Source organism: Simplicispira suum (assembly GCF_003008595.1).
GTDB classification, from domain to species: domain Bacteria; phylum Pseudomonadota; class Gammaproteobacteria; order Burkholderiales; family Burkholderiaceae_C; genus Simplicispira; species Simplicispira suum.
On sequence record NZ_CP027669.1, the window covers coordinates 1845195 to 1865431 of the forward strand.

The 20237-nt window shown below is 66.0% G+C and carries 21 protein-coding genes; 8 read left to right on the top strand and 13 right to left on the bottom strand.

Going from position 1 to position 20237, the window contains the following annotated elements:
* The first annotated feature begins 209 nt into the window (after positions 1-209).
* From C6571_RS08595 to C6571_RS08610, 4 genes are all read left to right on the top strand, one after another.
* On the top strand, positions 210-1235 hold the full coding sequence (locus C6571_RS08595; protein WP_106446320.1) for an ABC transporter substrate-binding protein: 1026 nt from the start codon (positions 210-212) through the stop codon (positions 1233-1235).
* Position 1236: 1 nt separating this feature from the next.
* Positions 1237-2070 carry an ABC transporter ATP-binding protein gene (locus C6571_RS08600; RefSeq protein WP_245901472.1) on the top strand — a complete coding sequence of 278 codons (834 nt, stop codon included), beginning with the start codon at positions 1237-1239 and terminating at the stop codon, positions 2068-2070.
* Between the two features lie 3 nt (positions 2071-2073).
* Positions 2074-2901 carry an ABC transporter permease gene (locus C6571_RS08605; RefSeq protein ID WP_106446322.1) on the top strand — a complete coding sequence of 276 codons (828 nt, stop codon included), beginning with the start codon at positions 2074-2076 and terminating at the stop codon, positions 2899-2901.
* Between the two features lie 707 nt (positions 2902-3608).
* Positions 3609-4628: a PglL family O-oligosaccharyltransferase gene (locus C6571_RS08610; RefSeq protein WP_338054257.1), complete on the top strand. Its 1020-nt coding sequence runs from the start codon at positions 3609-3611 to the stop codon at positions 4626-4628.
* 10 nt (positions 4629-4638) lie between these two features.
* Here C6571_RS08610 and moaC read toward each other — a convergent pair whose 3' ends face one another.
* Positions 4639-5136 carry a cyclic pyranopterin monophosphate synthase MoaC gene (gene moaC / locus C6571_RS08615; RefSeq protein ID WP_106446323.1) on the bottom strand — a complete coding sequence of 166 codons (498 nt, stop codon included), beginning with the start codon at positions 5134-5136 and terminating at the stop codon, positions 4639-4641.
* Positions 5137-5327: 191 nt separating this feature from the next.
* Between moaC and C6571_RS08620 the strand changes: the two genes are divergently transcribed.
* Positions 5328-6806: a M48 family metalloprotease gene (locus C6571_RS08620; RefSeq protein ID WP_245901474.1), complete on the top strand. Its 1479-nt coding sequence runs from the start codon at positions 5328-5330 to the stop codon at positions 6804-6806.
* Here the strand turns inward: C6571_RS08620 and C6571_RS08625 are convergent.
* Both C6571_RS08625 and C6571_RS08630 read right to left on the bottom strand, forming a co-directional pair.
* Positions 6774-7127: a phage holin family protein gene (locus tag C6571_RS08625; protein WP_106448128.1), complete on the bottom strand. Its 354-nt coding sequence runs from the start codon at positions 7125-7127 to the stop codon at positions 6774-6776. The two genes, C6571_RS08620 and C6571_RS08625, sit on opposite strands and share 33 nt — an antisense overlap.
* A gap of 21 nt (positions 7128-7148) precedes the next feature.
* Positions 7149-7883, bottom strand: coding sequence for a TerC family protein (locus C6571_RS08630; protein WP_106448129.1), 735 nt, complete (start codon positions 7881-7883; stop codon positions 7149-7151).
* A 368-nt stretch (positions 7884-8251) separates the two neighbouring features.
* Here C6571_RS08630 and C6571_RS08635 point away from each other — a divergent pair, with 368 nt between their 5' ends.
* A complete protein-coding gene (locus C6571_RS08635) occupies positions 8252-8557 on the top strand; it encodes a putative signal transducing protein (protein WP_106446325.1) in 306 nt (101 codons plus the stop codon).
* 251 nt (positions 8558-8808) lie between these two features.
* On the opposite strand, the gene C6571_RS08640 is transcribed toward C6571_RS08635, so the two are convergent.
* Together C6571_RS08640 and purB are read right to left on the bottom strand one after the other, a co-directional pair.
* On the bottom strand, positions 8809-9369 hold the full coding sequence (locus tag C6571_RS08640) for a YaeQ family protein (protein WP_106446326.1): 561 nt from the start codon (positions 9367-9369) through the stop codon (positions 8809-8811).
* Between the two features lie 79 nt (positions 9370-9448).
* Positions 9449-10843, bottom strand: coding sequence for an adenylosuccinate lyase (purB, locus tag C6571_RS08645; RefSeq protein ID WP_106446327.1), 1395 nt, complete (start codon positions 10841-10843; stop codon positions 9449-9451).
* Between the two features lie 119 nt (positions 10844-10962).
* Here purB and C6571_RS08650 point away from each other — a divergent pair, with 119 nt between their 5' ends.
* Positions 10963-11577, top strand: coding sequence for a glutathione S-transferase N-terminal domain-containing protein (locus C6571_RS08650; protein WP_106448130.1), 615 nt, complete (start codon positions 10963-10965; stop codon positions 11575-11577).
* Positions 11578-11589: 12 nt separating this feature from the next.
* Here the strand turns inward: C6571_RS08650 and C6571_RS08655 are convergent, their stop codons facing one another.
* The 8 genes from C6571_RS08655 to C6571_RS08690 are packed head-to-tail and all read right to left on the bottom strand — an operon-like array spanning position 11590 to position 18609.
* A complete protein-coding gene (locus C6571_RS08655) occupies positions 11590-12039 on the bottom strand; it encodes a nuclear transport factor 2 family protein (protein WP_106446328.1) in 450 nt (149 codons plus the stop codon).
* Complete coding sequence (locus tag C6571_RS08660) at positions 12036-12821, bottom strand: SDR family NAD(P)-dependent oxidoreductase (protein WP_106446329.1); 786 nt, start codon at positions 12819-12821, stop codon at positions 12036-12038. Before C6571_RS08660 ends, C6571_RS08655 begins: the two co-directional genes overlap by 4 nt.
* Positions 12818-13357 carry a DUF3833 domain-containing protein gene (locus tag C6571_RS08665; RefSeq protein WP_106448131.1) on the bottom strand — a complete coding sequence of 180 codons (540 nt, stop codon included), beginning with the start codon at positions 13355-13357 and terminating at the stop codon, positions 12818-12820. The genes C6571_RS08660 and C6571_RS08665 overlap by 4 nt, the downstream gene beginning before the upstream one ends.
* The gene (locus C6571_RS08670; RefSeq protein WP_106446330.1) at positions 13357-14655 is read right to left on the bottom strand and encodes an MFS transporter; all 1299 of its coding nucleotides are present in this window, start codon (positions 14653-14655) and stop codon (positions 13357-13359) included. The genes C6571_RS08665 and C6571_RS08670 overlap by 1 nt, the downstream gene beginning before the upstream one ends.
* A gap of 15 nt (positions 14656-14670) precedes the next feature.
* Positions 14671-15162 carry a chalcone isomerase family protein gene (locus tag C6571_RS08675; protein ID WP_245901476.1) on the bottom strand — a complete coding sequence of 164 codons (492 nt, stop codon included), beginning with the start codon at positions 15160-15162 and terminating at the stop codon, positions 14671-14673.
* A gap of 50 nt (positions 15163-15212) precedes the next feature.
* Entirely contained in the window at positions 15213-16442 is a 1230-nt protein-coding gene (locus tag C6571_RS08680; RefSeq protein WP_106446332.1) for an SAM-dependent methyltransferase, read from the bottom strand.
* Positions 16439-17308, bottom strand: a complete 870-nt coding sequence (locus C6571_RS08685; protein WP_106446333.1) for a DUF1365 domain-containing protein — start codon at positions 17306-17308, stop codon at positions 16439-16441. Before C6571_RS08685 ends, C6571_RS08680 begins: the two co-directional genes overlap by 4 nt.
* Entirely contained in the window at positions 17305-18609 is a 1305-nt protein-coding gene (locus C6571_RS08690) for an NAD(P)/FAD-dependent oxidoreductase (RefSeq protein WP_106446334.1), read from the bottom strand. The genes C6571_RS08685 and C6571_RS08690 overlap by 4 nt, the downstream gene beginning before the upstream one ends.
* A 607-nt stretch (positions 18610-19216) precedes the next feature.
* On the opposite strand from C6571_RS08690, the gene C6571_RS08700 reads away from it, so the two are divergent.
* Complete coding sequence (locus tag C6571_RS08700) at positions 19217-20230, top strand: MerR family transcriptional regulator (RefSeq protein ID WP_106446336.1); 1014 nt, start codon at positions 19217-19219, stop codon at positions 20228-20230.
* Positions 20231-20237 lie beyond the last annotated feature (7 nt).

A 20237-nucleotide genomic window follows, 5' to 3' on the forward strand; every position in this document is an offset into this window, starting at 1 on the left:
CGGTGCGTGAGTTCGGCAAGCTGCGCGGATTCTACGGACGCGCATGAAAGAGAAGGCAGAAGCAAGCGAAGCCATTGCTACAAGGGTCGTTCTGCCGCAACACTTGCCGCACGCAAGTCTGGTGCTAGGATGATTTGTCACGCCGAGTGGCTCATGAGTGGCTCACCTGTGATACGACTAACCCGGATATCGCCAAGGAGAATTCTTCCATGCTCAACCGCCGCCACCTCATCACATCCGCCCTCGCCAGCGCCGCTCTGCCTCACCTGGCCTTTGCCCAATCCCTAGAAAAATCCAAACTCACCCTCGCCGTGGGTGGCAAGAACCTCTTCTATTACCTGCCGCTCACCATTGCCGAGCAGCTTGGATATTTCAAGGACGAGGGGCTGGACGTCACCATCGTGGACTTCGCCGGCGGCTCCAAGGCGCTGCAGGCGGTGGTGGGAGGCAGTGCCGATGTGGTGTCGGGCGCTTTCGAGCACACGGTCAACATGCAGTTCAAGGGCCAGCCCATGCGCGCCTTTGTGTTGCAGGGGCTGGCGCCGCAGGTGGTGTTGGGCATCAACCCCAAGACCATGCCCGACTACAAAACGGTTGCGGACCTGCGCGGCAAGAAGATTGGCGTCACTGCGCCGGGCAGCTCCACCAATGTGATGGTGAACTATGTGCTGGCCAAGGCCGGCGTGAAGCCGAGCGAAGTGAGTTTTGTCGGCGTGGGCGCGGCCAACGGCGCGGTGGCCGCGATGCGCTCGGGGCAGATCGATGCCATCAGCAACCTCGACCCGGTCATCACGCTGCTGCAGCGCTCAGGCGATTTGAAAATCATTTCTGACACGCGCATCGTCTCTGAGGCCGAAAAAGTGTTTGGCGGCCCCATGCCGGCCGCCTGCCTGTACGCGCCGGAGCCCTTTGTGCGTGCCAACCCCGGTACCGTGCAGGCGTTGACCAATGCCATTGTCCGTGCGGACCGCTGGATTCATTCGGCGGGGCCCGGCGATGTGATCAAAGTGGTGCCCGAGAGCTATCTGCTGGGCGACCGCGCGGTCTACATCGACGGCTTCCTGGCAGCGCAAAAGGCGCTCTCGCCCGATGGCATGTTCCCGACGGCAGGCGCACAGACCGCGTACCGTGCCCTGGCCAGCGTCGACCCGAAGATCGCGGCAGCCAAGCTCGACCTGGACGCTGTCTACACCAACGAATTTGTCAAGAAGGCCAATGCTCGCAAGCGCGGCTGAGGTGCTTGATGCCACTGATAACCCGGCGGCAGCGCTCACGCTCACCGGCGTGGCCTGCACCTTTGTCAGCAAAGACGCACCTGACCAACGCTACACCGCCGTGCAGGACGTGGATTTGCGCGTGGGCGCGGGCGAGTTCGTCAGCGTCGTCGGCCCCACGGGCTGCGGCAAGAGCACGCTGCTGAACGTGGCCGCCGGCCTGCTGGCGCCCAGTCTGGGCAGCGTACAGGTGTTTGGCGAGCCCCTGGTGGGCCTGAACCGCCGCGCGGGCTACATGTTTCAGACGGAGAGCCTGATGCCCTGGCGTACCGCATTGGCCAATGTGTCGGCGGGGCTGGAGTTTCGCGGTACGCCGCTCAAGGAGGCCCAGGCCCTGGCCCAGGAATGGCTGGGGCGTGTGGGTCTGTCGGGCTTTGGCGACCGCTACCCGCACCAGATGAGCGGCGGCATGCGAAAGCGCGCCAGCCTGGCGCAGACCCTGGTGCTGGATCCGGACATCATCCTGATGGACGAGCCGTTTTCCGCGCTCGACATCCAGACCCGCCAGCTGATGGAAAACGAAGTACTGCAACTGTGGCAGGCCAAGCGCAAGGCAGTCCTGTTCATCACCCACGACCTGGACGAGGCCATCGCCATGAGCGACCGCGTGGTGGTGATGAGTGCCGGCCCGGCCTCGCACCCCATGGGCGAATTTGTGATCGACATTGCGCGCCCGCGCGACGTGGCCGAGATCAAATCCACGCCGCGCTTTCGCGAACTGCACGCCGGCATCTGGGATGTGCTGCGCGAGGAAGTGCTCAAGGGTTACCAGCAACAGTTGCAGAAAGTGGCCTGAACCATGTGGGAGAAAATCAAGCCCCGCGCTGCCACGCTGCGCGCCTGGCAGCTCGGCCTGCTGGTGCTACTTTTCCTGTTTTGGGACGCCATGACCCGTCCGGGCTTTATCCCGCCCTTCATGTTCGACAACGACCGCCAGGCCTCGTTCTTCTTTGGCCAGCCGCTGGTGATTTTTGCGCGCATCTGGCAGTGGTTCGTAACAGATGCCGACATTTACCGCCATCTGGGCGTAACGCTCGCGGAAACGGCCATGGCCTTTGCCATTGGCGCCGGCACCGGCCTGGCTGGCGGCCTGTGGCTGGCGCTCTCGCCCATGGCGTCGGCGCTGCTGGAACCCTATATCAAGGCCTTCAACTCGATGCCGCGCATCGTGCTGGCGCCGATCTTTTCGGTGTGGTTCGGCCTGGGCATGGGCTCCAAGGTGGCGCTGGGGGTCACGCTGGTGTTTTTCATCGTGTTCTTCAACGTCTACCAAGGCGTCAAGGAGGTAAGCCCGGTGGTGCTGGCCAACGCCCGCATGCTGGGCGCCAGCCAGCGGCAATTGCTGCGCTTCGTGTACTTGCCCAGCGCCACCAGCTGGGTGTTCAGCTCCCTGCATACCTCGGTGGGCCTGGCTTTCGTCGGCGCGGTGGTGGGTGAATACCTGGGTTCAAGCCAGGGCGTGGGCTATTTGATCCTGCAGGCCGAGGGCACGTTTGACATCAACACCGTGATGGCCGGCATTCTGGTACTGACGGCATTTGCCTTGGCTCTTGATGGCTTGGTGGGCCGCATCGAGCGGCGCCTGATGAAGTGGCAGCCCAAGGCCGGCGAGGTCGAAAAGCTGTAGCCAGTGGGCTGTACCGTAAATGCATTGCCTAGAAAACAGCGCCCTTCCTGCACAGTACTGCGTTGCAGATCCTCGTGATAGCAACGGCTATCACTGCGGTTTGCGCCTTGTCCTGAGCACGAATCCATCGATTTCATTTCAGGCAACTATTTACGGGGCAGCACACTAGCCATGCAGCCGCCGCAACCTGCAGCGTCGGCGCGGCTGGACGCTGCGTTGTCTGCGTTGGCCGTCCTGGCGCTGGCCCTGCCTTTCCTCTGGGGCTTGACCCGGCCGCCCAGCAGCAACTTCTGGCCCCTGGCAGCGAGCTGGCTGTGTGTCGCTGCTCTGTTGCTGATTTCCGCCGTGCAAGCGCTGCTGCGCCCACCCTGGGGCATGCAGACCTGGGCCCGCATCGTCGGCGCCGGGCTGCTGATGGCTGCGCTGGTATCGAGCGCCATCGGGCTGGCCCAGTACTTTGGTCTGGCCGACATGTTGTCACCCTGGGTCTACACCGCGCCCAGCGGCCAGGCCATGGGCAACCTGCGCCAGCGCAACCAGCAAGCGACGCTGCTGAGCCTGGGCGCGTGGGCGCTGGTGTGGTGGGTAGCGCAGCGTGGCGGCCGCTCCGAGCGTTTGCGTCGCTGGCCGGGTGCGGCGCACTGGGGGGGCATGGCCTTGCTGGCCATCGGTTGCGCCGCCACCGCCTCGCGCACGGGGCTGGCGCAATGGCTTCTTTTGCTGGTGCTGGTGGTGCTGTGGCATCGGCGGCTGGGCACTGCAGCGCTGCGTCTGTTGCTGGGGGGGTGTTGCTGTATGCCCTGGCCAGCTGGGTCCTTCCCATGCTGCTGTGGAAAGCCACGGGGGTGCAGGGCAGCGGGGTATTCACGCGCATGGCGGCGTCGTACGGCTGCGGCAGCCGGCGGCTGCTGTGGTCCAACGTGCTGGACCTGATTGCGTTGCGCCCCTGGCTGGGCTGGGGCTGGGGCGAGCTGGATTACGCGCACTACGTCACCTTGTTTCCGGGCGGGCGTTTCTGCGCACTGCTGGACAACGCGCACAACCTGCCGCTGCAACTTGCGGTGGAGCTGGGCGTGCCTGTGGCGCTGTTGCTTTGTGGCAGCGCCGCCGTGTGGACCTGGCGTGCGCGCCCCTGGGCCGAAACCCAGGCGCCGCGCCAGCTCGCCTGGGGGGTGCTGCTGCCCATCGGCCTGCACAGTCTGCTGGAGTTTCCGCTCTGGTATGGGCCCTTCCAGCTGGCGGCGCTGGGCGCGCTGGCGCTGCTGACGGGAGGTTTTTGTCTCCGATATTTCAAGCAAAAATGGCCTCTAGCGCAATATGTAAAAGCGTTAGCAGCTATTGTTTTGATAGTTTGTATCGCGCTTCTGGGCGTGCAGTATTCCGCCCTGAGCCAGCTCTATCTGCCAGCGGCCAGCCGCAGCCAGACGCTGACCGTTTTGGCCGATGGCCGCCTGGCGCAGGCGCCGCTGTGGCCCGATGCCGCGCGCTTTGCCCGGCTCACCACGATGACCGTGAACGCGGGCAATGCCGCCGAGGCGCACGCGCTGGCGCTGGATTTGCTGCATTACTCGCCCGAGCCACGTGTCATCGAGCGCTTGATCGAAAGCGCCGAGCTGCTGGGACGCACGGGTGAGGCGCAGTTTCACCGCCAGCGCTATGCCGCCGCCTACCCGTCGGCCTATTCCCGCTGGCTGCGCGGTGGGAAGGCGTCGGCCGCTGCAGAGTGACGGCCGCCGCTTACGCGCCTGCGCCGGCCACAAAACTCCCCGACTTGCCGCCATGCTTTTCCAGCACGCGCACGCCGTGGATGGACATGCCCCGGTCCACCGCCTTGCACATGTCGTAGATGGTCAGCAAGGCCACCTGCACGGCGGTCAGCGCCTCCATTTCCACGCCGGTGAGGCCGACGGTTTCCACCGTGGCGGTGCAGGCAATGCCAATGGCGCCCGCATGCTGGCTGCTGGCCGGCGCGAAATCGATTGCCACGCGGGTGAGCGCGAGCGGATGGCACAGGGGGATCAGGTCGCTGGTCTTCTTCGCGCCCTGGATGCCGGCGATGCGGGCGATGCCCAGCACGTCGCCCTTTTTGGCGTTGCCGGCCTCGATCAGCGCCAGGGTGGTTGGCAGCATCTCGATGCGGCCGGTGGCAAGGGCGATGCGGTGCGTGGCGGGCTTGGCGGCTACGTCCACCATGTGGGCCTGGCCCTGGGCGTCGAAGTGGGTGAGTGCGGACATGGGCAAGAATGGGCTGGGCCGAAGGGTGGCAAGGGGGGCCTGCGCAGCGAACCTTCGCCGCGTCGGGCCATCATACGGAACTGCCGCCACGCCGTTGTGGTGTCAATAGCCAGCCGCAATGAGGAATTTTGATGCCGAATTGGCCTCCAGCGCTTATCTGTAAATCGTTCTTAGCTATCGTTTTGGTAGTTATGGGCGCGCTCGCCCAGGCGCAGCCCGCCCGCCTGCCCACGCTGGGTGACGGCGGTGACATGAGCGCGGGCGCGGAGCGGCGCCTGGGCGACGGCATTGCGCGGGAGCTGTACCGCGATCCGGACTACATCGACGATCCGCAGCTCACCGAGTACGTGCAGGACATGTGGCAGGCGCTGATTGCCGCAGCGCGCGCCCGCGGTGAAATATCCGCCGAGCTCGATGATCGCTTTGCGTTTGAGCTCTTTCTTGGGCGCGATCGCACGGTGAACGCCTTTGCCTTGCCCGGAGGCTATTTGGGTGTGAACCTGGGCTTGGTGGGTGTGGTGAGCACGCCCGATGAACTCGCCTCGGTGCTGGCGCACGAGCTGAGCCACATCAGCCAGCGCCATATTGCGCGCCTGATCGGGCGCCAGAAGGTGCAGACGCCGCTCATGATGGGTGCCATGGTGCTAGGCATGCTGGCGGCCAGCAAGAACCCCCAGGCAGGGCAGGCGCTGGCCATTGGCGGACAGGCGCTGGCGGTGCAGACACAGCTCAATTTTTCGCGCGACATGGAGCGCGAGGCGGACCGCGTGGGTCTGGGCCTGATGGTACCGGCCGGCTTTGCGCCGCAGGGTTTCGTCAGCATGTTCGACAAGCTGCAGCAAGCCAACCGCATCAACGACAACGGCTCCTGGCCCTACCTGCGCAGCCACCCGCTGACCACGCAGCGCATCGCCGACATGCAGGCGCGCCAGCCCCCGGACGCGCGGGCCGTGCCGCGCGATCGGGGCGAGTTTTCGCTCCTCAACCACGTGCTGCTGGCAGCGCGTGCGCGCGTTCTCTCCGCCCCCGGCGTGGACGTACTGCGGCAATGGGTGGCAGAGCCGGCCGGCCTGGGTTTTTCCGAACGCCCGGCCGCTGAACGTGCGGCGGTTTTGTACGCCAGCGCGCTTGCGGCCAGCGAATTGCGCGACAGTGCGCGGGCGCGCCAATGGCTGGCCCGCTTGCAGCCCCTGGTGGCGGCCGACGCGGCAGCCAGTCGCCAGGCGCGGCTGTTGGGCGCAGACATTGAACTGCGGGCGGGCGCTCCGGCGGCGGCGCTCGCCGCCTTGCCCATGCCGGGCGCTTCTGCAGGTTCGGCTTTGCGCCCCGAAGTGCTGCTGCGCGCTCAGGCACTGCTGGCGCTGGGCCGCGCGGGCGAGGCGTCGGGCGCCTTGCAAAGCTGGGTGGCGCTGCACCCGCAGGATGCGACGGCCTGGCAGGCGCTGGCGTCGAACTGGCAGGCGCAGGGACAGGTGCTGCGCGCGGTGCGCGCCGAGGGTGAAGCGCGTGCCGCGCAGTACGACTACGCGGCGGCGGTGGACCGCTTCAAGGCCGGGCAGGCGCTGGCGGCCCAAAGCGGCACGCCTGCGGACTATGTGGAGGTCTCCATCATCGACACGCGCCTGCGCGCCGTGCAGTTACTTCTTCGCGAACAAACCGCCGAGCGCTGATTCGATCAACAGACCCAGTAGCGAATAGATCAGCGAGCCCAGAAGCGCGGCGCCAAAGCCGCTGACGTGAAAGCCGCTCAGCACACCCGCCGCAGACCAGAACATCAGCGCGTTGATGACAAACAGAAACAGCCCCACCGTGACGATGGTGACCGGCAGCGTCAGAATGACCAGCACCGGGCGCAGCACGGCGTTGAACAGGCCGATGACGAAGGCTGCAATCAGCGCGGAGCCAAAGCTTTCCACCTGCACGCCGCTGTAGAGATAGGCGACTGCGAGCAGCGCGGTGGCGCTGAGCAGCCATTTGGCAAGGATTTTCAACATGCGTTCAGCATAGCGCCTTCAGCCCGCCGGCGCTGCCGCCTTGTTTCGGGCTGCGGTCCATTTGCCCAGTCCCAGCACCAGCAGTGCGCCGGCCACACCGGCACCGTATTTGATGGCGCCACTGGTCTGGTCGATCTTGGGCATCCAGGCCAGCGTGTCGGCGACGGCGAGTGCCGGGTCGGACACCAGCATGGTGCCGGCAATCCAGCCCAGCAGCATGCCGCCAAAGGTGATGATGGAGGGGAAGCGGTCCATCAGCTTGATCACCAACTGACTGCCCCAGACGATGATCGGAATGCTGATCACCAGCCCGAAGATCACCAGCGGCATCTCATGGTGATCGGCTGCGCCCTGGGCCGCTCCGGCAATGGCAATCACGTTGTCGATGCTCATCACCAGGTCGGCGACGATGATGGTTTTGATGGCAGCGAGCAACTTGTCGCTGGCGGCGATGTTGCTGTGATCGTCGTCCGGGTCGGGGGCCAGGAGCTTGACACCAATCCACACCAGCAGCAGCGCGCCGGCCAGCTTGAGAAACGGAATGGCCAGCAGAGTCAGCGCAAAGAAGATCAACACCACGCGCAGCACGATGGCGCCTGCCGTGCCCCACAAGATACCGCGCGTGCGCTGGGCGGGTGGGAGCTTGCGGCAGGCCAGCGCAATGACGACGGCATTGTCGCCACCGAGCAGGATGTCGATCATCACGATCTGGCCAACGGCGACCCAGAATTCGGGGGTCAGAAACTGTTCCATGAAGCTTTCCAATGAAGTACGGGCCTGCCGGGAGCGGGGTGGGATCAGCCATGCGCAGGAGGCGCACGGCATGCCTTCGACCCGAGCCCACAGGTTCTCGAATCGAAGGTCTTGCTCGGCCCGGCGTGCACCAGGCCCGACAGGCCGGGCGAGCGCTGTGCGCGCGCCGTGTTGACGACCTGCCGATATCCGCAGGGTGCGGGCGAGGGGCCGTGGACCTGCGGGCGGGAGCTACTCCCCTTCGGAAAGACCGCATTACACCACCTTGCGGCATGATCGGCAGCGGGGGCAAAGCAAGAAATTCAAGCAAAATGAGCCTCCAGCGCTTATGCTGCAAGCGTAAGCAGCTAGAAAATCAGGAGCAACTCATGCAAAGGCTTGTCCGTGCGCCCAACGCCGTTCTGGCCATGCTGTGGTCCGATCTGCTCTGCGAGGCCGGCATGCCCGCCAGCGTGCAGCGCCAGTTCCTTGGATCCGCAGCCGGTGAACTGCCGCCGCACGAATGCCTGCCCGAGATCTGGCTACAGCACGCCGAGCACAAAGAGCGTGCCCTCGCGCTGCTGGAAGAGCTGCAAAGCTTGCCGCAGCGGCGCTGGAACTGCCCGGCTTGCGGCGAGCTGGTGGAGGGCGGCTTCGAGCAGTGCTGGAGCTGTGGTGCCCTCATGCCTGTGTAGCAGGAACACAGTTGCTGAGGCGCTGCGCGCCTCGGTGCTCCCGCCAGTGGCGTCCGCTCTTCGGAGCTGTCCAAACCTGCACATGCAGGCTTGGCGCCGCAGCCCTCAGCCCCTTCTCTCGCTGCGCTGCGCGCTGCGCAAAGGGGACTTTGCTCAGCGCGGCGGGGCGGCGCGGCCGGCACAGGCCCTTGCGCCGCTGCCGCTGGGCTGGCCGCGCACAGTTCCAGATGCGGTTGACAACGCCGACGGGTTTACTTCCAGTGCACCGGCTCGATGTGCACGCTGCCGCGCTGGCTGCTGAGTGTGATCGCGCTTTCCTGCACCGTCGCTTGCAGCTGCATGCTCCGTTCGGCCAGGGTGGCCAGTTCCTGGGCCTGGCCAGCGGGGAAGCGCCAAACCTCCAGCCGGGCCAGGCGCGTGAGCTTGGTTTCGATGCCGCGCCACCAGATGTCGGCGGCGTGGCCAAAGGCGTACACCTTGACCACGTCGGCCTTGCTGCAGGCGCGCGTCAGCGGTTTGTCCTCGGGCTGGCCCACTTCAATCCAGACGCGCTTCCTGCCGGTGAAATCGGTCAGCGAAGCATCGGGGTCGTCGGGGTCAGACAGCCCCGCTCCAAAGGCGAGCGTGGCGTCTCCGTTGCACAAGTCCTGCAGCAGATGCGCGTTGAGGGCCAGGGCGGCGAGCCGCACCATCATCCGCTCGTCGGTCTCGCTGGGGTGGCGGGCCAGGGTGAGCGCATGGTCGGCGTAGTAGCCGTGGTCGATGTCGGCGATTTGCAGGCTCGCCTTGAAGATGGTGGATTTGGTGGCCATGGAGAAATGCTATTTAATAGATAGCTGCTAACGCTTACTGGTTAAGCGCTAGAGGCCAAAAAATCTCGAAATTTTGGATCTAAACCCGCCGCGCCAACGCCACCGCCATGCCCGTGTAGCTGCCCGGCGTCATGGCCAGCAGCCGGTCCTTCTCGGCCTGGGGGATTTCCAGCGACGCAATCAGGCCGTGCAGCGCCTCCCGCGTCACGCTTTGGCCGCGGGTCACTTCCTTGAGCTTCTCGTACGCGCCGGGCACGCCGTAGCGGCGCATCACCGTCTGGATCGGCTCGGCCAGCACTTCCCAGGCGGCGTCGAGGTCGGCGGCGAGCGCTTCTTCGTTGAGCTCCAGCTTGTTCAGCCCGGTCAGCAGCGAGCTGTAGGCGAGCGTGGCGTAGCCGAAGGCGACGCCGATGTTGCGCAGTACGGTGCTGTCGGTGAGATCGCGCTGCCAGCGGCTGATGGGGAGCTTTTCCGACAGGTGGCGCAAAAGCGCATTGGCCAGGCCCAGGTTGCCCTCGGCGTTTTCAAAATCAATCGGGTTGACCTTGTGCGGCATGGTGGACGAGCCAATTTCGCCCGCCTTCAGGCGCTGTTTGAAGTAGCCCAGGGACACATAGCCCCAGACGTCGCGCGAGAGGTCGATGAGGATGGTGTTGGCGCGCGCCACGGCGTCAAACAGCTCGGCCATGTAGTCGTGCGGCTCGATCTGGATGGAATAGGGCTGAAACGTGAGGCCCAGGCCCACCGGCTCCGGTGTCTCAATCACGTTTTGACTGAACGCCTCCCAGTCAAAACCCGGCCAGGCGGCCAGGTGGGCGTTGTAGTTGCCCACCGCGCCGTTCATCTTGGCCAGAATCTTCACGCTGGCAATGCGCTCGGCCGCGGCCTGCAGGCGCACCAGCACGTTGGCCAGTTCCTTGCCCACGGTGGTGGGGCTGGCGGTCTGGCCGTGGGTGCGGCTGAGCATGGGCACGGCCGCGTACAAGTGCGCCATTTCGCGCAGCTTGAGCACGATTCTGTCCAGCCCCGGCAGCAGCACCTGGTCGCGGCCCGAGCGCAGTTGGAGGGCGTGGCTGGTGTTGTTGATGTCTTCGCTGGTGCAGGCGAAGTGCACGAATTCAGCGGCCTTTTCCAGCTCGGGCCGCGCTTCGAATTTGCTTTTGATCCAGTACTCCACCGCCTTCACGTCGTGGTTGGTGGTTTTCTCGATTTCCTTGATGGCCGTGGAATCGGCTTCCGAGAAGTTTTTCACCAAGCCCAGCAGGTAGGCGCGTGCGCCGGTGGTGAGCGGCTTGAACTCGGTAAATCCGGCGTCGGACAGCGCAATGAACCAGCTCACTTCCACCTGCACGCGCCGCTGCATGTAGCCGTGCTCGCTCATGATCGGGCGCAGCAGCGCCAGCTTGGCGGCGTAGCGGCCGTCCAGTGGCGAGAGGGCGGTAATGGGTGAGAAGTGGGTGGTCGGAGCGTTCATGGCGGCCGATTGTAGGCGGGGACCAACACCTTACGGCGGCTGTCAGGCGCCCTCGATAGAATGGTCTGCGCTTGTCAGATTTGCTTACACCGGTGCCCGCCCGCACCAGGAAACCCACCATGAAACTCATCGGATCGACCACCAGCCCCTACGTGCGCAAGGTGCGCGTGGTGATGGCCGAGAAGAAGCTCGACTATCAGTTTGTGCTGGACAACGTCTGGGCAGACGACAGCAGCATTGCCGCCTCCAACCCGCTGGGAAAGGTGCCTTGCCTGGTGATGGATGGGGCCGAAGCAATGTTCGATTCGCGCGTGATCGTCGAGTATCTCGACACCCTCTCGCCGGTTGGCAAGCTCATTCCTGCCTCGGGCCGCGAGCGCGCCGAAGTCAAAACCTGGGAAGCGCTGGCCGACGGCCTGCTCGACGCTGCCATCCTGGTGCGGCTGGAACGCACATTTGCGGGCCGCAGCGAAGCACAGCGCAGCCAGGACTGGATGGACCGGCAACTGGCCAAAGTGCAGGCCGCGTTGCAGGCCATGAGCAAGGGCTTGGGCGAGAAGGCGTTTTGCAGTGGCGTGCACTTCACTCTGTCCGACGTGGCCGTAGGTTGCGCGCTGGGCTGGCTCGCGTTTCGCTTTCCCGAAATCACCTGGCGGGACGACTACCCCAACCTTGCGCGCCTGCAGGACAAGCTCGCCGCGCGCGCGAGCTTTGCCGAGACGGTGCCGGCCTGATGTCTCCGGCCTTTAGCTGCGTGCCCGGCGCTTGAGCCAGCGCATCAAGCCGCCCAGCAAGGGCAGCTTTTCGTACAGTTCCTCGGCCGCGTCCCAGTAGTCGCGGTGCAGTGCGATACGCCCCGCCTCGTCAAACACCAGTTGCGAGGCGCCGCGAACCACCTGCTGCTGTCCGCGCTTGAAGCGGCGCATCTGGAAGCAGAAATCCCAAGTCAAGAAACATGTAGAGCCTTGCAGCACGCGGCCGGTGACCACAAAGTGCGGCGCGTCCAGCGTGGCAAACATGTGCTCGAAGACGGCGCCAATGGCGCGCAGGCCCTGCACTTCGTTGAACGGGTCTTTGAACCTTGCGTCCGGCGCGTAGATCAGGTCCAACGCCGCGAGGTGGGCAGGCTCAAGATGCTCGAAAAAGGCCACTGCGCGGGCCATGGCGTCTTGCGGTGTGAGGGCGCCCGGTTTCATGCCTGCCCCGTGAGCCGGCGTACCACCGGGAAGAACAGCGCATAAGGCAGCAGGCGCAGCAGCTTCATCACAAGCGTAAAACGGCGCGGGAAATCAATCTCGAACTGTCCGCGCTCCCAGCCGCGCACGATGGAGCGTGCTGCAGCCTCGGGCGTGATCAGCGCCGGCATCGGAAACGGATTGCCTTCGGTGAGCGGCGTATCTACGAAACCGGGGTGCACCACGCTCACCCCCACGCCTTTGGCGTGCAAATCCAGGTACAGCGCCTCTGCCAGATTGGTCAAAGCCGCCTTGGTAGGTCCATAGGCCAGGCTATTGGGTAAGCCGCAAAAGCCCGCAACGCTGCTGACGAGGCAGATGTGAGCCGGGGCGCTGGCTGCAGCCGCTGCCTGAACGGCGGGGAGCACAGCGGCCAAAAAATGCAGGGCTCCCCGGTAGTTGACATCGTCGTGGCGCAGCATGCTGGCCAGATCGAAATCGGTTGCCTGCTGGCCTTCGTAGAACCCGGCGCAGTAGCAAACGAGGTGCAGAGGGCCGGCTTCCAGCAAGACGTCCGCCGCCGCCTGAACCGACCGCGCATCGGTGCTGTCCAGCGCTACGGCAAAGCTGCCAGGATGCGCTTGCGTGAAGCTGTCCAATGCCGCTTCGCCCCGGGCTGATACCACCACCTGCGCGCCGCGCGCATGCAGCAGCGCGGCGGTGGCGCGGCCGATGCCGGTCGATGCGCCGACTATCCAGACGCGGCGCCCGGCCCATTCGGTGATGCGAGGGTTCAGGCTCATGGCGCGCGCTTGGCAAACGACAGGGTCAAATCGCCCAGATGCACGCCAAATTTGCTCATGCGTGCGCGGTTGAGCATGACGCGCTCGTCCATCTGGTACATCCAGTCGTCGAGCTGCACCTCGTAGGTGCGGCCATCCACCGGCAGATTGAGCGTGTAGTTCCAGTGGAACGCGTTGCCCGCCACCTGCCCGCTGGCTTCGCCCACCACATCGGCGGCGGTGCCGGTGTAGCGGCCACCCGGTTGGCGGCGCAGGTGCCAGATGCGCTGCTCGGTGGCGCCGTCCGAATAGGTGAAGCGCTCGTCCAGCGTGCCTTCGTCCCCCTGCCAACTGCAGACCATCACCACGGTAAAGCGCCGCACCACCTGGCCGCTGCGGTCCTGGAAGATGCCCCAGGCGTCGAGCGTGCCGTTGAAATATTGCGTGAGGTCGAGCACCGGCTTTTCGGCCGAGTAGTCGGCGAGCTTTTGCGAGCCGCAGCCTTGCAGCAGCAGCGGGGCGGCCAGGGCGGCGCCCAGCCAGTGGCGTCTTTGCATCATGTGGGTTTCCTTTGAAGAGGTGCGGGCGCAGCGCTGCGCGGCCGCAGCACTAGGGCGTACAGGGCTGCGGCGGCTGCCAGTTTGAGCAGGCAGGGCAGCACGGCGTACGCGAAGCTCAGCGTCTGCAGGGCAGCGGGGTTGCGTGCGCCCGGTGCGTAGCCAAGCGCCGCGAGCAGCGGCAAAGCCAGGCCTGCGGCCAGCGCGAGGTTGAGTTTGGCCGCCAGGTTCCACCAGCCAAAGTAGGCGCCTTCGTGCTGGCGGCCACCGCCTTGCGCTGCGGCCACGCCCGCCAGCAGTGCGCTGGGCAGGGCGAGGTCAGCACCCAGCGCCGCGCCCGAGAGCGCGCAGACCACCAAAAAAGCTGCCGAGTCGCCGGCGCCCAGCAGCGCCGTCCAGGCAAACGCCGCCACCGCCAGCAGCATGCCAGCGAGCCAGCTGCGCGCCAATCCAACGCGGGCCACCGCGCGCAGCCACAGCGGGATGGACAGCGCTGCGCAAAGAAAATAGGTGGCGAGAAACCACGGCTCTTGCAACGCGGGCGCTTGCAGCACGTCTTGCACGAAGAACAGCACCAGCGTGGCCGGAATGGCGCTGGCAATGCCGCTGGCCACAAACACCAGCAGCAGGCGGCGAAAGGCTTTGTTCTGCCAGGGTTGCCACAGCGAGGTGTTGGATTCGCCCAATGTGGGCGCGGCGGGAATGGGCCTCGGCGCGCCGCGCGCCCATGCCCACCAGCCCAACAGCAACAGCGCGCAAAACGCCGCCAGCGTCACGGGCAAGCCGGCCAGCAGCGGCAGCAGCGAGGCCGGCACTACGCCCGCCAGGCCCGCCGATTCGCGCCACGCCATGATGCGGCCGCGCTGCAGTTCGGTCTGGCCCAGCCGCGCGCCCCAGGCCTGGTGGCTGATGCCGAGCTGGCTCCAGGCGGCGCTGGTCAGCACCAGGGCGACCAAGGCCCAGGCCGCCAATGCCGTCGGCGTGCGCGGCAGCGGGAACCACAGCGCCGCCATGCCGAGCGCCAGAACCAATGCCGAGAGCGCACCGGCCGCCAGGCTCCAGCGCGCTGGGCCACTCCCCAACCGGTCGGCCAGGCGCCCGAGCAGAGGGTCGGTGAACGCATCGAACGCACGCGCCGCCAGCAGCACCGCGCCCAGCGTCGCCAGCGGCATGCCGAAGTCGCGTGCGTACAGGTTGGGCAGCAGCACATACAGCGGCAGCGCAGCAAACGCCAGCGGCAGGGCCAGCAGGCTGTAGCTGGCCAACTGGCGGCGGCTGAATGCGGCGGGCTGGGACATGAAAACGCGCAGGGTTTACGGCGCAGCCAGCAGCGCCGCGCGCAGCGTGGGCTCCGAGCTTTGCGGCGAGAGCCAGATGCCAAAGAACAGGCGCGCAAACAGCGGGTCGTCGATGCTTTCGAGCGCCTTGTCGTTGTACACGAAACGCGCCCCTTCTCCCGGCGCGTACACGCCCACCAGTCGATCGCCCGCCGCCACGTCGGGCAGCAGCGCGGCAAGCTCGGCCTGCCAGCGGGCGGCCTGCGCCGCGGGCACGGGTTGCTGGCGCTGCATCTCTTCAATCGAGCGCTGGGCAATGGCTTCGGCCGAGAAGCCGCGCGCGTAGCGCAGCTCCAGGGCGAGCGCGTGCTGCGCCCAGTGGGTTGGCGCAAAGCCTGGCCGCACCCACAGCGTCGCCTGGTACACCTCCAGCCCCAGAAAGCGCAGCGTGCCGCGGCCCGAGAGCTGGGCGCCCGCCAAGGGCGCATCGGCAGCGGCACTGGCGAGCGCCGTGCCGAAGAAAAACAAGAGAAATAGGCCTCTTGCGCTTATGTAGTAAGCGCTAGCAGCTATCTTTTTCATAGTTCCGATTTGTGCAAGGTGTACTGCACCACGTCGATGTCGCCCATGGCAAACGCGGCTTCGCAATAGGCCAGGTAGAACTCCCAGATGTGCAGGAAGCGCGCGTCGAAGCCCTGGCGCAGAATCTGCACGCGCTCGGCCATGAAGCGCTCGCGCCAGCGTTTCAGCGTCTCGGCGTAGTCCGCGCCAAACGCCAGTTCTTCGGTGACGGTGAGGCCTGCGACCTCGGCTTCGCGGCGGAACTCGCGCGGGCAGGGCAGGCAGCCGCCGGGGAAGATGTACTGCTGGATGAAGTCGGTCGAGCCGATGTAGCGCTCGAACAGCCGGTCGTCGATGACGATGCTCTGGATGCACGCCCGCCCGCCGGGTTTGAGCAGTTTGGCCACGGTCTGAAAGTAGGTCGGCCAGTATTCGCGCCCTACCGCCTCAATCATTTCGATGGAGCAAATCGCGTCAAACGGCGCGTCGTCAATGTCGCGGTAGTCCTGCAGGCGCAGGTCGTGCTGCGCGGCGGGGACGCCGAGGCGCTCCAGCCGTTGCTGGGCAAACGCCAGTTGCTCGGTCGAGAGCGTGACGCCGGTGACGCTGGCGCCAAACTCGGTCGCCGCCATTTCCGCCAGCGCGCCCCAGCCGCAGCCAATCTCCAGCACCCGATCGCCCGCTTGCACACGGGCTTCGCGCAGCGCGCGGCGCACCTTGGCTTGCTGGGCGGCGTGCAAATCCTGCGTCGGCTCGGGGCCGGAAAACAGCGCCGACGAGTAGTTCATGGTCTCGTCCAGCCAGCGTTGGTAGAAGGCGTTGCCCAGGTCGTAGTGGGCGTGGATGTTCTTCTTGCTGCCGGCGCGGGTGTTGCGGTTAAGCAGATGGCGCAGGCGGGACACCAGGCGCCCGGCCCAGTTGCCGTAGACCACGCTTTCCACCGCGTGCCGGTTGGCGATAAAGAGCTTGAGCAGGTCGGTCAGATGCGGCGTGCTCCAGTCGCCGGCGATGTAGCCCTCGGCAAAGCCGATGTCGCCCGAGCGCAGCGCCGCGCCGCAGACCTTCCAGTTGTGCAGCACGATGGCGGCGTGCGGCGCGCCACCGGGGCCAAAGTGCCGCAGGGAGCCGTCCGGCAATTGCAGCGTCAGGCTGCCGTGCTGTAGGCGCGTGAGCAGACGCAGCACGGTGCGCGCCGCGGCGGGAATGCCCGGCGGCAAGGCGAGCGGGTTGGCGGTGGTGGTGTTCATGGCTGTCTCCTCGCTTCTCGGTGCTGGGGCGTTGTGGGGTGTTGCTGGTGGCTGATGGGCGCGGGCGGCGAGGCGGGTTTGTGGCGAAAGCCCACGCGCTTGCTCCACAGGCGCAGCGCTTGCCAATGGATGCGGGCAATCACGGCGAAGGTCATCACCGGATAGCGCCACAGTGCGCGGCGCAGCGCGGCGGGGGTGGCGGGCTCCAATGCACCGCTGACGCTGGTTTCAATCAAGGCGCCGCGCGCGTCGTCGTGGTCGATGCGCGCCACGGTGCGCAGCGCGCCGCCCTTGTCGATGAACAAAAAGCGGAAGCGGTAGCTGCCCGAAACGTCGCAGAACGGCGATACGTGAAACACTTTTTCCGCACGCAGCTCCTGGCCCCAGGCGGGCTCGTCCAGCAAATAGCAGTGGCGCTCGCCAAAGGTGTTGTTCACTTCGACGACGATGGCGCGCAGGCTCCCGTCGAGTCGTTCGCAGTACCAGAAACTCACCGGCTTGAAGGTGTAGCCCAGCACGCGCGGGTAGCAGTGCAGCCAGACTTCGCCGTCCGCGTCCTCAATGCCTTCGGCGCGCAGCAGTTGGTCCAGCCAGGCGAGCGCACCTCCCGATTTCGCTGGGCGGCCATCGCCGTGGTCCACGTCGTGAAAGCTGATGGCGCCGCGCCGGTTGACCGCCAGCGCGCCCGCGTCGCTGCCGCGCGCCAGTGCGCGCATGGGCAGCAGCAGAAAAAAGGTGGCGTAGCTGAAGCGGTGCTCTTTGGGCCGCAAACGGGTATGGCGCACCTGGCCAAAGCCAATGAGCGGCCTGGCCTGTGCGCCGGTGGCGCCAGGGCGTGCGCAGCGGGCAGCGCCAGCGGTGTTCATGCGGCCTGCGCCAGCGGGGTGGGCAGGCTGGCGCGCACGCCCTCGGCGGCGGCGAGCCCCGATTTCAGCCCATCTTCGTGGAACCCATAGCCCGCCCAGGCGCCAGCAAACCAGGTGCGCTGCTGGCCCTGCAAGCTGCCGAGCCGGCGCTGGGCGCGGATGGCGGCGGCGTCGAACACCGGGTGGGCGTAGTCGTATTCGCCCAGCACCTGCTCGGGTGCGATGCCGCCCACCGGGTTGAGCGAGACGACGACAGGCCGCGCAAACGGCAGCGGCTGCAGGCGGTTGATGAGGTAATGCAGGCACACCCGCGCCGATTCCTGGCGGCCCTGCGGCGCGCGCTCGTAGTTCCAGGCGGCCCAGGCGGCGCGGCGCCGGGGCAGCACGCGGGTGTCGGTGTGCAGCACGGCGCGGTTGGCCTGGTAGCGGATGGCGCCCAGAATGGCGCGCTCTTCATGGGACGGTTCGGCCAGCAGCGCCAGCGCCTGGTCGCTGTGCGTCGCCAGCACCAGGCGGTCGAAGTGCTCGGTGCCCGTGTCGGTGGTGATGCGCACGCCGGCGGCGTCGCGCGCGATGCGGAGTACGGGGGTGTTGCAGCGCGCGTCGGGCAAGCCTTGCACGATTTTTTGCACGTACTGGCGCGAACCGCCGGCCACGGTGAACCACTGCGGGCGATTCGCCACCTGTAGCAAGCCGTGGTTGTGGCAAAAGCGAATCATGGTCGCCACCGGGAACTTGAGCATCTGGTCCGTTGGGCAGCTCCAGATGCAGCCCAGCATGGGCAGCAGGTACCAGTCGCGAAAGGCGGCTCCCAGGCGCTGCGCGTCCAGAAAGTCGCCCAGCGGCTGCGCCAGCGTGCGCTCGTCACCGGCTTCGGCAATCGCGGTGCAGATGCGGTTGAAGCGCAGCAGGTCGCGCAGCATGCCGATGAAACGCGGGTTCACCAGGTTGCGCGGCTGGGCAAAAAGGCTGGCCAGGCTGGTGCCGCTCCACTCCAGTGCCTGCGGGCCGTACACGCGCGGCACCTGCACCGAAAACGACATTTCGGAAGGCGCGGTGGCCACGCCCAGCTCGGCAAACAGCGCCAGGAGTTGCGGGTAGGTGCGCTCGTTGAGCACCAGAAAGCCGGTATCGACGCCGTGGGTGGTGGCGCCGTGCTCGCCCGGCAGCGTGACGTCCACCGTGTGCGCATGGCCGCCAAAGGTGGCGCCGGCTTCAAACAGCGTGGTCTGGGCGTGCGGCGCGAGGCGATGGGCAGCGGCCAGACCTGCGATGCCGGCGCCGACGACTGCGACCTTCATGCGGGCCTCCGCGCAAGAGGCCAGGCCACTGGAAAGAAAAAAGTTGCGAAGCGCCCCGACGCGAAGAAGAGAGGGAGGGAGGAGAAGCGCCTCGGGATTTCAATCGACCCACCGGGGGCCGAAAGGCTTCGCAACACAAAGAACTTTCGGCATTGTGCGTGCCGAATGGCTGTATCGAGTCGGGCCGACCAACGGAAGTTCCAAGAATTTCGCAGGTGTTGGCAACAAAACGTGCGGAAGTTCACGGCAGACTCCTTGGTGAACGATGCGCTGGTGTTTTTCCCACCGCATACAGGCGGCGTGCAAAAGTACGGCACAGCAACGCGAGACAGGACGCAGGCCCTGCACTTACAGTGCCGTCTGCGGTGATCCTTGCGGAGCCAGCGAAGGCCGAGAGGCCGAAAATCCCCCCATCTGACAAGACGAGAACTTCGGAGGCGATGGTTTGTATTTTCATTTGTCTAACTAGTTTGTCTAAGACAGATATACAATTTAAGCACAATTTGTCAAACGATGTCGGGCCTGTCTTTTGCCCGGCCTTTCAAGCAATACGCGCGCTGCGCTGATCTGGATTCGTTGCCATGCACCTACACGGGTACTTTTTTCGATGAACGAGCCTCTGCGTCCAGATGAAGAGGCGGCCGGCGCTTACCCGATCTCGGCGGTGGAGCGGGAAACGGGGCTGTCCAAAGACACGCTGCGTATGTGGGAGCGACGCTATGGCTTTCCCACGCCAGGGCGCGACGCGCAGGGGGAGCGCGTGTATCTGGCCGAGCAGGTGGCTCGTTTGCGGCAACTGCGTCGCTTGATTCATGCTGGGCATCGACCGGGGCAAGTGGTGGCTCTGGCGCCACAAGCGCTGGAGGCACTGATCCAGGCGGTTTCGTCGGGTGGCCCAGACGCGGCGAGCACGGGTCCTGTGCGTGCGCGCAAAGCGCGGCGCGGCGCTGGTGTGCGGGAGCAGGCACAGATCGTTGGGCAAGAGATGCTGGCGCCATACCTCGACTGCATCGCCGCGCACGACCCGGTCGGCCTGCGCGATCGACTCACCCGCGCCATGCTTTCACTGGGGCTGGAGCGCTGCGTGCTCGAATGCGTGGCGCCTTTGAATCGCGCCGTGGGTTTGGCCTGGGTGGAAGGGCGTTTTGAAGTGTTTGAGGAACACCTCTACACCGAATGCGTCACCGGCGTCCTGCGCAGCGCCGTGGCGGGCGTTCCGGCGGCTCGCGCGGGTGGCACGCCACGCGTGCTGCTCACGACGTTTGCCCAGGAGCAGCATGGACTGGGGCTGTTGATGCTCGAAGCGCTGTTGGCGCTGCGCGGCTGCATTTGCCTGTCGCTGGGCACCCAGACCCCTCACGCCGACATCGCGCGCGCCGCCGAGGCTTTTCGCGCCGACATTGTGGCGCTCAGTTTCAGCGGTGTGCTGCCCCCCACGCAGGTGCGCGCCGGGCTACACGAAGTGCGGGCACAGCTGCCGATCCAGATTGCGGTCTGGGCTGGAGGCCAGGGTGCGGCTGGTTTGATGGAGGCTGTTGCGGGCGTGAAGGTGCTGCGCGAACTGGAGGATATGCCGCCAGCGCTGGCATTGTGGCGGGCGCAGCGCGAGGGCCAGGGCTAGGGCTAGG